Origin of the sequence: Streptococcus jiangjianxini (genome assembly GCF_040225085.1) — a bacterium.
Taxonomy (GTDB): Bacteria; Bacillota; Bacilli; order Lactobacillales; family Streptococcaceae; genus Streptococcus; species Streptococcus jiangjianxini.
In genome coordinates this window covers 45,673-61,009 of the sequence record NZ_JBEHGL010000008.1, presented here as the reverse complement: position 1 = coordinate 61,009, position 15,337 = coordinate 45,673, and the positions used below count along the sequence as shown (strand labels likewise).

General features: G+C 38.2%; 12 protein-coding genes and 4 pseudogenes. 6 read left to right on the top strand and 10 right to left on the bottom strand.

Annotation, left to right across the window (positions count from 1 at the left end; translation table 11 throughout):
• Positions 1-694 precede the first annotated feature (694 nt).
• A complete protein-coding gene (locus tag ABP870_RS04790; RefSeq protein WP_350014331.1) occupies positions 695-1,798 on the bottom strand; it encodes a vitamin B12 independent methionine synthase in 1,104 nt (367 codons plus the stop codon).
• Positions 1,799-2,109: 311 nt separating this feature from the next.
• Between ABP870_RS04790 and rpmF the strand changes: the two genes are divergently transcribed.
• The 4 genes and pseudogenes from rpmF to ABP870_RS04770 all read left to right on the top strand — a co-directional run.
• Positions 2,110-2,292, top strand: a complete 183-nt coding sequence (rpmF, locus tag ABP870_RS04785; protein WP_018380522.1) for a 50S ribosomal protein L32 — start codon at positions 2,110-2,112, stop codon at positions 2,290-2,292.
• A 15-nt stretch (positions 2,293-2,307) separates the two neighbouring features.
• Entirely contained in the window at positions 2,308-2,457 is a 150-nt protein-coding gene (gene rpmG, locus ABP870_RS04780) for a 50S ribosomal protein L33 (RefSeq protein ID WP_001265622.1), read from the top strand.
• Positions 2,458-3,201: 744 nt separating this feature from the next.
• Positions 3,202-3,528: pseudogene (locus tag ABP870_RS04775) on the top strand (hypothetical protein); the annotation flags it as partial.
• A 167-nt stretch (positions 3,529-3,695) separates the two neighbouring features.
• A pseudogene (locus ABP870_RS04770) lies at positions 3,696-3,836 on the top strand (bifunctional phosphoribosylaminoimidazolecarboxamide formyltransferase/IMP cyclohydrolase); the annotation flags it as partial.
• A 152-nt stretch (positions 3,837-3,988) separates the two neighbouring features.
• Here the strand turns inward: ABP870_RS04770 and ABP870_RS04765 are convergent.
• The gene (locus tag ABP870_RS04765) at positions 3,989-4,129 is read right to left on the bottom strand and encodes a hypothetical protein (RefSeq protein WP_350014330.1); all 141 of its coding nucleotides are present in this window, start codon (positions 4,127-4,129) and stop codon (positions 3,989-3,991) included.
• 438 nt (positions 4,130-4,567) lie between these two features.
• Between ABP870_RS04765 and ABP870_RS04760 the strand changes: the two genes are divergently transcribed.
• Entirely contained in the window at positions 4,568-5,158 is a 591-nt protein-coding gene (locus tag ABP870_RS04760; protein ID WP_350014329.1) for a hypothetical protein, read from the top strand.
• A 199-nt stretch (positions 5,159-5,357) separates the two neighbouring features.
• On the opposite strand, the pseudogene ABP870_RS04755 reads toward ABP870_RS04760, so the two are convergent.
• The 6 genes and pseudogenes from ABP870_RS04755 to ABP870_RS04730 form a co-directional block, all read right to left on the bottom strand.
• Positions 5,358-6,271 (bottom strand): annotated as a pseudogene (locus ABP870_RS04755) (IS982 family transposase).
• Between the two features lie 428 nt (positions 6,272-6,699).
• A pseudogene (locus tag ABP870_RS04750) lies at positions 6,700-6,887 on the bottom strand (ClbS/DfsB family four-helix bundle protein); the annotation flags it as partial.
• 188 nt (positions 6,888-7,075) lie between these two features.
• Positions 7,076-8,128, bottom strand: a complete 1,053-nt coding sequence (locus ABP870_RS04745; RefSeq protein WP_350014327.1) for a hypothetical protein — start codon at positions 8,126-8,128, stop codon at positions 7,076-7,078.
• 856 nt (positions 8,129-8,984) lie between these two features.
• Entirely contained in the window at positions 8,985-10,901 is a 1,917-nt protein-coding gene (locus ABP870_RS04740; protein ID WP_350014326.1) for a copper-translocating P-type ATPase, read from the bottom strand.
• Positions 10,902-10,913: 12 nt separating this feature from the next.
• Positions 10,914-11,222, bottom strand: a complete 309-nt coding sequence (locus tag ABP870_RS04735; RefSeq protein ID WP_350014325.1) for a cupredoxin domain-containing protein — start codon at positions 11,220-11,222, stop codon at positions 10,914-10,916.
• A gap of 14 nt (positions 11,223-11,236) precedes the next feature.
• Positions 11,237-11,608, bottom strand: coding sequence for a cupredoxin domain-containing protein (locus ABP870_RS04730; protein WP_350014324.1), 372 nt, complete (start codon positions 11,606-11,608; stop codon positions 11,237-11,239).
• A 151-nt stretch (positions 11,609-11,759) separates the two neighbouring features.
• On the opposite strand from ABP870_RS04730, the gene ABP870_RS04725 reads away from it, so the two are divergent.
• Positions 11,760-12,380 (top strand): NUDIX hydrolase, encoded by a 621-nt coding sequence (locus ABP870_RS04725; RefSeq protein ID WP_350014323.1) that lies wholly within the window; start codon positions 11,760-11,762, stop codon positions 12,378-12,380.
• Positions 12,381-13,223: 843 nt separating this feature from the next.
• Here the strand turns inward: ABP870_RS04725 and ABP870_RS04720 are convergent.
• Positions 13,224-14,444, bottom strand: a complete 1,221-nt coding sequence (locus ABP870_RS04720) for an ABC transporter permease (protein ID WP_350014322.1) — start codon at positions 14,442-14,444, stop codon at positions 13,224-13,226.
• Entirely contained in the window at positions 14,441-15,334 is an 894-nt protein-coding gene (locus tag ABP870_RS04715; protein WP_062710999.1) for an ABC transporter ATP-binding protein, read from the bottom strand. Before ABP870_RS04715 ends, ABP870_RS04720 begins: the two co-directional genes overlap by 4 nt.
• Positions 15,335-15,337 lie beyond the last annotated feature (3 nt).

Sequence of the window (15,337 nt, the reverse complement as noted above, 5' to 3'; positions counted from 1 at the left end):
GCCACCAAAGATTCAGAGCATGCGACATTCACAAGCACAGCCCCCAGACCTCCCCTTTCTCTAGACTTAATAGCCTTATTTTACCACGAACAAGTAAAATTTTCGATACTATTGACATAAAAAGCACATCCTACCCATAAAGAAAATGTCTGTAACCAGTTTCTAAACACTCACTTTTTTCAAACTATTGCCGTAACATTGTCACGATGGCATGAGTGATCCTTTATTTCAGGGGTACCAAGACACATTTTCTACTTAGAAACTGACATTTCCCATGAAAAACTGTTTTCCAAAAACAAAGACCTCTTCATACGTTCGGGAATAACTCTTTCATCACGCCAATCAATATTATTCAAAGAAAGGTGAAACCAGTGATCAGAACAAGATAATCTCCAAACAATCTGTTTGGAGACACGTCTTATGACTTAGAGCGATACTAGCCATCACGTCACTGCCGTCCCTATAACAATAGGGTCGTCTTACTTTTCTAGCAGTGCCTTCGGTTTAGAGCTTCGAAGTCTAACAAGTACATCCACTAACTGATATAGCTATATGGTGAACCATCGACATCAGGTCATCACATACCGATACTAACGACCAGAGTTTGCTTTTTAGAAAGGATTTTATGCGTCAATCAAGTGATAACTAAGGGCTACTTTTACGACTAAGTACACAAACTAATACACTCAATCTTTTACTCCCATATCTTGTCACGGATAGCTTTAATCAGTTTAAGTTTTTGCCACTGATCTTCTTCTGTCAAAACATTGCCTTCTTCAGTAGAAGCAAAACCACATTGGGTTGAAATACCAAGATTTTGATACGGTACATAGACAGCTGCTTCCTGAAAACGTCCAATCACCTTGTCCACATCTTCCAAAGTAGGATCTTTTGACGTGATAACTCCCAAAATAAGTTCCACATGGTCACGATGATTCCAGATATCCACAAGTGGTGTGAAATCACCTGAACGGCTGTCATCGTATTCTAAAAAGAAGATGTCGTAATTGAGTTGACCTAAGTATTTAGCAACAGCATCATAGCCACCTTCGTAGAGATAGGTTGATTTAAAGTTTCCTCGACAAATATGCGTTGCAAGCGTTAAATCATCAGGTAAGCCCCTTAGAGCTTGATTTATGGTGTCCACAATCTCTTGAGCTTGCGTACGGTAGTTATCAACCTCATCACCACTAGTTTCGTTTAATTTAGCAATCAAAAATGCCCAAGTCGTATCATCCAGCTGCACATAGCGTGCGCCCAGATCATAAAAATGTTGGATGGTGTCATGATAAGCTTGCGCCAAATCATTAAGGTAGTCTTCACGGCTATCGTAATAATCCAAAGCCAAATCACTGCGTCCATCCCGAAAGACCATGGAAGGACTAGGAATAGTAACTTTTGGTGTCACGCCCTCTGGGGTAATGGATTTCAGATACTCAAAATCACGGTAGAAGGGATGATTAGGGTTTTCCGCAATCTTACCAACTACACGGACATTAGTCGTGCGCGTTTTGGCACCGTGAAACTTGTAGGACTCCTCTTGTAAATAGGCTTCATAGCCACTTAATTCCCAGAGAAAGTCCAGGTGCCACCAAGAACGACCGAATTCACCGTCTGTGACAACTTTCAATCCATTGTCTACTTCATGGTGAACCAAGTCCTTGACCAATTCATCCTGAATACAGAGTAACTCATCACGTGATAGCTCACCATTGGCAAACTGCTCCCGAGCTTCTTTGAGTTTGGCTGGACGTAAATAAGAACCGACATGATCGAAATGATGTTGTGCTTTGGACATAGGCTTACCTCTTTTTCTTTCCTAGAGAACAGCAAAACTGTTTACGGAGCATATAGGTTACCCCTAGCATAACAAAGCTAGCTACAAGTAGCAAATATAACTATTCTATAATCTGTTATATTAGCAAACTATACATGTCTTTTTTAAAAAAAGTGTCAAGTAACTTTACTTTACAAAAAAGATATGTTATCATGCTATAGTTGATGAGAATTCATCTCTATTTTATAGGGCAGATTTATCTCCAAGAATGGTAACATTTTGATGGATCCGTAAACCCTTGAAGTATTTAATATCGAAAGGAAGAAATAAACATGGCAGTACCTGCACGTCGCACCTCAAAAGCGAAGAAAAACAAACGTCGTACGCACTACAAATTGACAGCTCCAACTGTAAAATTTGACGAAACTACTGGAGATTACTCACGTTCTCACCGCGTATCACTTAAAGGATACTACAAAGGACGTAAAATCGCTAAAGCTAACGAAGCTAAATAATAGAAGGGAGATACCATGCGCGTAAATATTACACTTGAACACAAAGAATCTGGTGAACGCTTGTACCTTACTTCAAAAAACAAACGTAACACTCCAGACCGCCTTCAATTGAAAAAATACTCACCAAAATTGCGTAAACATGTTGTGTTTACTGAGGTTAAGTAATCATTCATTACACGTCAGTTGAGACGAAAAAGCTTGATTTTATGGGATTTCTGAATTATTGAATTTCAGTAGATTTCAATAAAAATCAACCGAATGACTACATTTTTGACTACATTTTTTGTGAAATAAATTTAGAATTTCGGATATACAAAAAGCGCTCTAGACAATAACTAGGGCGTTTTTTCATCTACCATTTTTAAACATAAGAGCATAACTTGGTTTGAACAACTTCTAATTAAATAACTTTCAAAAATCTTTAATATCAATACTTATTCAATTGTTCAGAACTCAAAATTTTATCTAATTTCAGATACTTATATTTTAAAGATCTGTTTACTACACTAAGATCTAACAATATAACTACACTCTTTGTTATTTATATCTCATCAATTAAATTTTCGATTCATTTTTGATAAAAGTATTATAAAAATGAATTTTTTCATTATTCATTCAAACTTATAATCTTTTCAAAAAGCTCAATATAGTCAATTTGCTTTTGAGTAGAATATTTTTTTAACTTTTCTTCAATACTTAGATAGTGTAACTCTTTTGAAGAATTTTTTTCAAACCTTGAATTGTCAAATTAAGCTAGACCGTTTACCTTATTCAGAAAAACAAGATAAGGTTTTTGATAGTTTAGAAATTTTCTAGGAATTCTATTTCTCTTATTAGTTATAGCAGATAAGATCGTTTGAAAATACCATTAAAAGCCATTTGCTTTGGGAGATCGTGTCTGATTTGTAAATTGTACAGATTTATGATGTGTTTGGTTTGGAAAAAAGCTTATTCTAGTTGGCTGAAAAACCTATTTTTCTGAAAAAGAGCAAGTGACTGACCTTGTCTTGACAGAGGGAAGACTTGTTGCTGGGCCTGTAAACTACGCTTTCTTTGCCATTGAAAGTTTGCCAGGTCTTTGACAAGCGTGTGGAAAGTTCTCAAGAAACCTTGTTTTTATTAGGAAGCTCAACTCTATTTGGTTAATCAGGATGTCGATAGTGTTGAACGTGATGCGATAAACATTCTTTGATTAATCCGGTTGATTCACATTTTAAAACGATTGAGAGAGGAATGGAACACCATTCGTTGTGAGAATCAAGATAGAAAATATCTTTACGAAATTCAAGATCTTCGAAGACTTTCCGGCAACTGATCCCAACCATCGTAATCTATTGGGATTACCAAGGAATTTAATTGCTGGGATTATCAACAAAGAACAGGATTTCTAGTTTCGTAGGAAGTCTATTGAAGAAATTGCTGCAGCAGGCATTAAGGCTATTATCCAACCAGGAGGCTCTATACGTGATCAAGAGTCGATTGATGCGGCTAATGAACGTGGCATTGCTATGGTCTTCACAGGCATAAGGCACTTCCGTCATTGATATTTAAAATTTAAGGTTTGCGAAAGAAAAGTTTAAGTTGTGATTAAGCTAGAGAGATTATACTATAGTCACTCCTAAATAATATGTCGCATTAGTTAGCTCCTGCTAATCAATGCGAGCATTTCTTTTTCATAATCTCCTAATAGCTCGGTCTAACCGGGCTTTTTTCTACCAACTTTGAAACTCTCGTTAGCATTCATTTTACGTTGATGGTATTTCACCACATCTTTAAACACCCCTAATTCTTTAGAGACCTCTAACATCGTTTTTCCAACAGTCTTTACTTCGTTCATCTTTTACCTCATCATTTCGTTATGGCAAGCGTAGCATGTGGATAACAACTTGCCGGTTATTTCACCACTTCCTGATAAAATATTTTTGGGGAAATTCCCAATCCCCTCAAACTTTTCTAGCCAGTGAATTCAGCTCTAAACCATTCTAAACCATGAAAAAGAGCATAAGAGAAACTGATATCACTAGTCGTGATATGTTGATAATATCAACGTTTCCATGACCCCAATTTTCTCGGCTTCGCCTACTTATCGCACACCTTTTAGGCTTAACACGCTTATCACCCCTACTATATCCAATAGACAAAATCAACGATTAATGATAAAATGAAAGCGAATTCAAAATAAAACAGAAAGGAACTCCATTATGAATATAAAAACTTAAGCGTAGTTTTATTAACATCTATCACTCTAGGTTTTCTTTCACCTGTAGGTTCTGCTATGTCAGTTGAAGCCCAAAGAAATGCAATAGAACAACATTCACAAGTTTTAAGTGAAGATGATAACCATCGTACCGTCAAAGCTTTTTCTCCTGAATTTAACCAAGATATTATCTATACTTTCCACAAAAATACTGGAATATTAGATGTCAACAAGAATGGTCAAATCGATTCTTACAATGTCAAAGCTATCGGTGAAGAGATTTTAAATTCAAGATCAGGAGTTTCTTTTAGAGCTACAAATAGCAGTTTATTCAGCCCTTGGTCTTACTCATCTTCTGGCAATAAATATACTTTAACGATTGCACATGCTTCTTATGGTGGAAAAGCAGTTTCTAAAACCGTCACTAGAGGAGATAAGAACGCTGGTTATATCGATAATTTCACAAAAGATATTGATAATATTCGCTCAATAGAAGTAGATTTATTAAAAACAGCAGGTTGGGAATTAGGGGCAACAGTTATCGGAGCCTTAGTTTCTGGCGGAATTGGTGCATTGGGGGCTGTAACGTCAGTAGCATCTGTAGTTAGTGTTGCTCAACAACTTCCTCCCGTATATGACAGAGCTTTGGGAAATTATAAAAAATGTTAGATAAAGGATTGTTAAAAATCATAATTTTATTGGCTATAGGTTTAAACACACTAAGTTTATATAAAATATATTTACTGAAAAAATCTAAACCTAAACCACTAATTGCTTTAGCATTGATGTTTTTTTTAGGTTCCTTATTTATACTCCTAAAATTATTTTTTACAGGTATTTTATATTAAAAACCCGTTGTGCTAGTTAATTAAGCATAGGCATGAGAATATTTTAAACTCACCCCAAGTTTATAATGACTACTTTCAAGCATAAGAGAATAGTTAAGCAATATCGCTTCCACTCTAAATTTGAGTGCCGCTAGGTTTCGGCAGCGTAAACACACTCGATACCAAAGTGCTCTAAACTCGAAGATACGGTCTCTATGGGCTTTCTCAAACGACTGATTCTGTAATTGTCAATCCACGAATAACCCATCATGTTTTTCCTTAGTTGTGATATCAACTTAATACCATACTGAGACAATTCTGATTTCACTTGTTTATCGACATAGCCTTTATCTCCATAAACGATTGGAATTGGGCTGTTTTCAAGTAGTTCTAAAGCAACATCACCGTCATAAACAGAGGCTGAAGTTACCACATAATCAATAGGAAAGCCCTTATCACTGACAAGCACTGAAAATTTGATGCCGTAGTAGTGCATTTTCTTAGTCGCATTATAGCCAATATCGGCCACTTCTGATAAAAGTGTTGCTCTTAAGTTGCGAATGGGTTGACATAAAGCACAAGGAAAGCTGTCAATCAAGCCGAAAGAGCAGGTTTGACACAAGTCTAAGACCATAAAATAGCGCATCCGCTGAATACTTTGAGCAAGATTTTGGCAGATACGGCAAAATCGAGAGCGTTCTGGGAAATTATCGGGGAAGAGGTTGTGACGAATGGCACGGTAAATAGCACTTGCTGTTTGGCAGCCCTCTTGAATTGCCCAGAGATAGCTAGCGATGATAACCACATCAGATTGCTTTTGTAAATGAACATTTCGCCGATGTCTAATAGTGACTGGGACAAAGTGCTGATACAAAGTGAGCACTTTAGTCAAGATTCTTGAAAATATGACTTGTGTTTGACTAGCATTTGCGAGATAATGAACTTGGCTTTGCATATCATTTCCTCATTTCGTAGTTGTTCTGAGTTTATGATACGCAAAGTTTTTTAGTTTGGCCAGAATTAACTAGCACAACGGGTAATAAAGTATCTTGATAGCTTTGAACACCAAATAGACTGGAAAAAATATTCAGAGTATTATTCTGAGGACGATGCTCATTTACATATACCGTATTCAGAATATGTCATTCGGTTTCCTATGGAGATAAAAAGTAGCGTAGATACTGAATATGATAACAGTGGGAATAATATTATTTCTAAAGAACAAACTCTGTATATTATGGATGCTGACGGTATTGGATATCCCGCCATTCATATTGACGGATATTCTGGACTAGTTGAAAACCTCAACTATAACAATGATAGGTTTACCGGAGAAATTCTCCAAGCCACATACACTGGTTGAAAAGGGTTGCCTTTTCATGATTCCCATTTTAGTATTAGAGTAGTCCATCCAACCTGATAGGCTAGATTCTCCGCTGGTGTCCTATCAACCTCATCGATTTTTAAATCCTTCAAAAATCTTCGGGAATTTCAGCAAATTCAGCAATGTACTTTTTATATGATTTCAGTACCTCTTCCTTTAGGTCGTTTTTATCTTCATATGTCCTCATTTTTTACCTTATATTTATATTAGCGGGTAGCTCCCGCTAGTATGAACCCTTTCTTTAATTGGCACTGCACCCCAATAATGGGACAGAAGAAAAACACTATTTTGAGATCTGTTTCCTATATTCTATAGGAGATAGGTCATTTAATTTCCGTTGAATGCTAGTTTCATTTAGGCTTTTTATTTTATAAATTACTCCACTCGATAAAAGTAATCATCCGTATTGCCACTATTATCGTATTGTCCAATCAAAAGACGTTCTTTACTTTTATCCGACTGGTCTTGGTCTGAGGCAGCCTCTTTTGCTGGAAGATAACGAATGCCGTACCCTCCTATACGACTTCCAGAAGGCTGAACACCAGTTCCCCATCGATTGTTAGTATTCGACAGATCACCCGCTTGTCCTTGAGAGCCATTCAAATCTACCGTTTTGTCGGATGAAATCGTCACCTTATCACCTTTAGCATTTTTCCATGTGCCAACTAGATTATCAAAGGTGTATCTTTTAGGGTTAGGTTCAGTCGTTTTTGTTTCAGATGAGGTTGTTGCTACTTTATCAAGCTTCTTCCAATCCAAGCTTGATAGGTCTAATGAATTATCATCCATGCTGGCTTTTTCTTCAGCTGAACTTATGACAATGGCTTTTTCTTCAATTATTGTCACACCACTATTATCAGGATTTAGGCGCATTTTTTTCAAGCTTCCTTTACCCTGATGCGAAGTCCACTCAACATGGGTGACTGTCCCATCCGCATTAACTTCAAATCCAGAGCGATAGTCACCACCTGAAGCAACTTCAGAATGTGCCAAGTAGGTCGAAACATGATTCTTTAGGTAATAAAGGGCAATTGGGTGAATGGTACTGCCGACATCTGTTCCGGTAAACAGCTCTTTGCTGCCGTTATGATCAATATCGTAGAAGGCATAATGACTGACATTGTTATCGTCCGCAGCTACTTTTGACAAGGTGTCAGCATATAGTGCTTCATAATATTTTTGATCATGCTTCTCTGATGGAGAAGTTGGTGACTCAGAAGCCTGTGCTTTACTAGTTTGAGGGTTTTTCATCGATTTTTTTGATGACTGGCTGTTTTCAGAAGACTGCTTTGCAGCTTCACTCTTATTAGACTTTTTCGTTGACGAATTAACAGATGATTCAGAGGTATGTGATGTTGTATTTGTCTGACAGGCAGCCAACAGCAGCAAACATGATAAACTCAACCCTAGTTTAACAATAGTCTTCATAAAAAGTCTCCTTTCCGTTTTTCTTTTATTATACAATATTTTTAGAAAAGGTTTTCATTTTTTTGATCTTTTAAAAGACTATTAACCTTAATGGTGGATTGATGAGGGTTAGCTGTGAACCTACCGTGCTTTTATAAGAAGATCATAACTAAAAATAAGTAAAGAACTAGATGATGGTTATACTGGTCATTGAGTATCTATTCAGCCTTATGGTAAATAACATATGGAAACCTCCCACTTAGACGTAAGGTTTTAGGTTGTAACCCTTGATACCATAGCACTGAAGAAAGTTTTTTTTAGAATGATAGTAGGGTCACTTTTTCCTAGCAACAAAATGTCTGATAGCTTTCATCTAAAATCCTGTCTGCCGCTCATAACATTAACCAAGATGTTACGAAGTCATTAGATCTAGATCAATAAGAGACACTGATTCAACTATTAAAACTTTTGATTGAAAGCCATTAAAATCTAAACTAATGATAATAACCTGCCATTTAGACTGTTGGCATAGGAAAACACATGACATAGCTAGCGCCTTGTCATCAATTGCCGCCGAAATTTTTTTCTGGCACCATTTGTCACAACAAATCTTATAAAAATACTCAAATAACTGTTAAAACCAAAACTAATATCACCTCTTTATCTGGATATTTGCCCCTTTAATTTTGTCGCAAGAAAAGCATCGACACATGCCCTGCATTTCCCAAAAAATCAATCTAAAACTATCAAAGCCACCAAAGTGCCTAAGAAAGTCCTTCCATTAGATCTTTAAGTCCGTTGAAGTTTCGAACAAGCACTACTCACTCGGTAATATCCAATGCAAAACCACCTCATCTGTTAGATGAAGTGGTTTTTGCTAGATATTCGGTAATTTAGATTGATTTAGTAATAGAGAACTGGTTAGTACAGACAAGGAACTCATTGCCATAGCCAATCCTGCTAATTCTGGATTAAGTGTCAATCCAAAGGCCACAAAAAGGCCTGCTGCGATGGGAATACCAATTAAATTGTAAATGGATGCCCAGAAAAGGTTGAGCAGAATACGATTGAAAGTTTTCTTGCTCATATCATAAGCCTTAACGACACCTAGTAAGTCGTTTTGAATCAGGACCACACCTCCTGACTCAATGGCAATATCAGTTCCTGCACCCATAGCAATGCCAACATCAGCTAGACTTAGGGCTGGTGCATCATTGATGCCATCACCAACGAAAGCTACTTTTCCCTCTTTTTGAAGAGCTTTAATCTGGTCTGCCTTATCTTGTGGCAAAACATTAGCAATAACTTGATTAATACCAACTTCCTGAGCAATAGCTTGGGCAACGCCTTCATTATCTCCTGTCAACATAACCGTTTTCAGCCCTCTATTCTCTAAAGCTTGGATAGCCTGTTTAGACGTTTCTTTAGGCGCATCTTGGATGGCAATCAAACCAATCACATCTGAGCCTTTCGCTAGAATAACCACTGTTTTAGCTTGATCTTGCAACTCTTTCATCTGCTGCTCAAGGTCTTTTGGGAAATTCTTGCCTTCTTGCAAGCGATGATTTCCCAAGGAAACTATTTGACCTTGATAAGTTCCCGTCACCCCTTGTCCTTCAACGGCTTGAAAATCTTCTAGTGCTTCGTACTCAATGCCTTTTGTTTCTGCATAAGTCATAACAGCTGTAGCTAGGGGGTGCTCTGATGAAGCTTCAAGCGCAGCAGCAATCGCCAAAACCTCTGCTTGATCACCGACCACATCTGTCACCCTCGGCTTACCGAGAGTGATGGTTCCTGTTTTATCCAAAACCACAGTATCAATATGTTGTAGCTCTTGTAAGACCGTTCCGTTTTTTATCAACACACCCATCTTAGCGCTTCGTCCAGTCCCAACCATCAGAGCTGTTGGAGTCGCCAAACCAAGCGCACAAGGACAAGCAATAATCAAAACAGACACCGCATAAATCATGGCCTGAGTGCTACCTGCTTCCAAAAACGAATACCAAACAACAAATGTCAAAATTGCCAGAATGACTACTACGGGAACAAAAATTCCTGAAATCTTATCTGTCAAATCTTGGATTGGGGCATGGCTTGATTGTGCTTTTTTGACAAATTCCACAATCTGAGATAGCATCGTATCCTTACCAACCTTGGTAGCTTTAAAGGTAATCGTTCCGTTAGCATTTATGGTTGAACCGATCACCGTGTCACCAACGGTCTTGCTGACTGGCATGCTTTCCCCGGTAACCATGGACTCATCGATACTGGTTTTTCCGTCTGTGATGATGCCATCAACCGCAATCTTCTCACCGGGTTTGACCTTAATAAGATCATCAATAACAATATCTTCCAGAGCAATCTCAACAAATTCATTGTTTCTGAGGACACTAGCTGACTTGACCTGCAAATCAAGTAATTTCTCTACTGCTTGAGATGCATTTTTCCGCATGCGCTCTTCAAAAACTTGCCCTAAAAGAACAAACATGATGATAAAACCGGCACTCTCAAAATAGACAGGCAAGCCATTAAAAATAGCATAAACACTATAAATATAGGCAACAGAAGTTCCCAAGACTACTAGAGTATCCATATTAGCATTGTGATTTTTAAACGACGCCCAAGCACTTCTAAGAAATGGAAACCCTGAAAACATCATGATAATAGTCGTGAAGAAAAAGGTTCCCCACTCGATTATCTTATGGTCTAAGGTATCTGTAAACATGGCAATCATAAAAAAGACCATGGGAACCGAACAGATAAAAGCAATCCAGAAACGATTTCTAATCGTCATAAAAAGTCCTTTCTATTTAACAACAAGTGTACCGTGATACATGTTCATTCCACAAGAAAAGCCAAACTCACCTTTTTCGTTTGGGGTAAGCTCTACAAGAAAATCCTCTTTCACAGGTAAGTCTGCCTTGATGTTAAAGTCTGGAAAAACCACTTGATCAAAACAAGCTGAGTCTGTCTGACGGTCAAAAATAATACGTGTAGGAATACCTTTTTGTAAAACTATTCGCTCAGGTTTGTAGCCACCATCAACAAGCACGCGTACTTCCTGAAAGTCTCCTTTTTGTTCTGCTTTTGCTTCTTTTGTCTTTTTAAAAAACATCCTGATCCTCTTTTCTATTTAACAATCACTTTTCCATGGATCATGTTCATCCCACAGGCAAAGCCAAATTCTCCCGCTTCTTCTGGTGTAAACTGAATAGGAAAATCTTTCTTCATAGGAAGGTCTTCATGTACTCCAAAATCTGAAAAAACAACCTGATCCAAGCAAGATGAAGGATCCTTTCGATTGAAAATCAAAGTCGCTGGCAGCCCTTTTTTCAAGACAATGGTTTGTGGGATATAGCCACCATCAACGGAAACACGAATTTCCTGATGATCTCCACGAACAACAGCCTCCTGTTGAGAGACCTCATGTTTACCGAAAAACCACCAGATGATGAAGGCTATCAAAGCTAAGCTAAGTATCATTACAACAGTATTTACCACTACAATCTCCTTTTTATTCGTTTACATTTGTAGATATATTATAACAAGGTCTCATTTTTTTGTCAAATGATTCTCTATTCTTCATGTTACTAATTAGTATGAATTGATTTTTCACTAAGACTAGGATAAAATAAACTATGGAGGAACTACAATGCTATCATCTATCGAAAAAACGATAAAATCCTATCATCCAAGACCTCTTGGGCAAGATAGAGCCTATGCTGTGCTTCTACCTTTGATGCGTATTGATGACGAGTGGCATGTTCTTTACGAAGTCCGCAGCGAAAACATTTCTCAACCTGGTGAAGTTTCATTTCCCGGCGGACGTATCGAGGACGGGGAGTGTCCAGAGGCAGCCGCCATCCGAGAAACGCATGAGGAGTTAAACATTCCCAAAGAAGCCATTAATATCTTCGGTGAGATTGATTACCTCGTACAACATCATCGAACCATTCATTGTTTTGTTGGAGAAATTCATATTGATTGTTTATCATCGATCTGTCCTAACAAGGATGAAGTTGCCAGTGTCTACACTATTGCGCTCAAATCACTTTTAAACACCCCTCCTACCTACTACAATCTTCGTTCTAAAATAAAACCTGAAGAAGATTTTCCTGTCGATCGTCTGCTTAAAAACGGTAAAGATTATCGCTTCAAATCACGCGCTGATAAAATCCCCTTTTATGAACAAGGTCCTGAAACCCTCTGGGGATTAACCGCCATGTTTACCCACCGTTTTACTGAAATCATCAAAGATTGCGATATCAATTAAAAAGCACATCCCAGGATGTGGCTTTTTCTTATGGTCAAAAAAACATTCTTTGTCCTTCGCATTCGAGTCTCTAGCAACTCAAGTGACCTCCTCTTTTCACGCAGATATGGGCAGACACGAGGCTTTCTTTGTAGCAGTCGCTCTTAAATAATCCCTCGCTTTGTGTCACCTAGCCAAAGTGATATGACGAGTTACGACCTTCTTGATAGACAGGCGTCATTTCTTATGAAAACTTGTACGTTAAGCGGATTATCCGTTGACACGGTCATGAGTATTACTAAACCATACTATTTCCATAAATCTAGACTATTTGGCAGAGCCACTGCTTCGAAGTATCCATAAAGTTGGCTTCTCATAACCTCAATTAGCTTGTGTCAAAGACACTAATTGCTAGCCAACATTCCCAGCGACATCCTCAATGAAATGACAACAGTCCAGAAAGTTTCAATGATCATAATCACTATTTTTGCAGCATAACCACCTAACCATACCGATTAAGAGTTAAGGATTTTCCTTTTCAGGCAAACCACATTCTCCTTCAAGAACCACTTCCTTAATCATTTCCTGTCTGACACTATCGCCTATGCTGTTAGTGCAAACATGATCGCCAATCTAGCTGACCCGACCAAGCAGATCTCACCAAAACTAAAAAGAGTTGACCTTTCGGTTAAATGCCCCTTGGGATATATACCCACATCATCACCAACCAAAGCCTCAACTCATTTAACTAGTTCATAAGCTGTGACTTAACGGCTGTTAATGTTCCCTGAACAACGCATTAGAAGTGTCAGATGCTCATACTGCCTATAAAAAAGTGAACTGGATAACCAGCTCACTTCAACTTTACTTATTACCTAATCCGCGTTTAAGACTCTTGAAAAGACCGATATCATCTGTCTGCAAAATCAAACCGGCATAGGATTTACCGATGTATAGGGTACAAAGAATGGCTGTCACTGCTAAAATACCCAAGGAAATTAGAGCCTCATTTGTACTAGCATAACTATTAATCAAACGAATGGGCATGAAGAAGGAGGATATAAAGGGTACATAAGAACCAATCTCTAAAATCACATTATCATGACCTTGTTGTCCCAGCGTAATGGCACCAACAAAGCCTACAATAACCAGGTACATAACCGGCTGTACCGCCTTGTTGACATCTTCCACGCGCACGACCAAGGAGCCACAAAGCGCCGCTAAAACCACATAAAGTAGAATACCAAAGATAGCAAAGAAGAGCATGCTCCAGTCTAGATTATCAATAATAGTATCCACCATGGGTTTAGCAATGTCGACGATGTCCTTGCTAAATGCAAAGTGGGGTAAAAGCCTGTAAGCTAGAATTCCCCCAAGAGCATAGACACTAATATGGGTAGTAATGACACCGAAAATCCCTAAAATACGCCCATAGAAATAGAGATTGGCCGGCACACTTGAGAAAATCACTTCCATAATTTTGGTGCCTTTTTCGCTAGCAATCTCTTGAGCCGTTGAGCCAGCATAGGTCAAAATAATGAAGTACATGATAAAGGTTAACCCATAGAAGGTAATGTATTTACCCGCTTTTTTCAAGTCATCCTTTTCCTTAATTTCTTCTTTGAATGTCGGTTCTTGCGCCAATGTTTTAATTTGTTTTGGACTCAAATTAGCCTCAGCTATGTTCAATTGATTCTGCAACTCTCCTAGTACTTGGAGCAATTGTCCCTTGGTATTTCCAGCTAGACTAGTGTGGCTATGATAAGTGGCTTGTACCTGTTTATCAACTGTATCAACTAAAACATATCCTGAAATATCCTCAGCTTTTTGCGCTTTTTTAGCAGCCTTCTCCGTCTCATACTTTAGGGTCACATCATCAAGCCCTTTAAAGGCTGTTTTCAAAGCATTATCCGATAAAACGACAGCCACTTTGTCTGATGAATGGCCAGCTGCTGATCCTGTTAAATAGCCTATTCCCATTGTAAAACCAATAAAGATAAAAGGAGATAGGACCATGAGGAGAAAGGCCCAAGTCTTGACCTGTCTTAGATAGGTTTCTTTAGCAACTAATAGTAGCTGTTTCATAATTCTACCCCCGATTTCATCTTGAAAATTTCATCAATAGTTGGCGCCTGTTGGTCAAATGTGGCTATATAATGCCCTCCACTAATAGCCCTGAATAGCATCGGACCTGCAGCTTCATCATCTAGAACCAAGCGCCAGTAACCTTGTTTAGTCTTACTAACAGAAGTCACATGGGCCAGATTTTCCAGACGTTCTCTTGGCACATCATTTGAAACAAAGAGACGGGTCCGACCAAATGACTCACGAATCTCTTGAATACTACCATTAAGAACAACTTCACCATCGCTAATCATGACCAGAGAATCACACAATTCTTCAACGTTAGTCATGACATGGTCTGAAAAGATTATCGTCGCCCCGCGCTCTTTTTCGGCTAAAATAACCTTTTTCAAAAGAGCTGTATTAACAGGATCTAAACCAGAAAAGGGTTCATCTAAAATAATCAAACTAGGTTCATGAATCAAGGTAATAATCAACTGGATTTTTTGTTGATTCCCCTTTGAAAGGCTTTTGATCTTATCTGTTAGTTTGCCCTTAACTTCCAACTTTTCCATCCAAAGAGGGAGCTTTTGGCTAACTTCTTTTCGAGACATTCCTTTGAGATTAGCCAGATAGCGAACCTGCTCAAAAACAGTCAACTTAGGCATCAGGCTACGTTCCTCCGGTAAATAACCGATTTGCGTATTGGTCTTTGTGGTCAAAGGATGCCCATTTAACTCAATTTTTCCATCATAGTTTACAAAATTTAAAATGGAATGAAAGAGTGTCGTCTTACCAGAACCATTTTTCCCAACCAAGCCACAAATACTTCCAGATGGCACTTCAAATGACATCTCTCTAAGCACTTCGTTCTTTCCATAACTCTTAGAGAGTCTTGAAATCCTAATCATCTC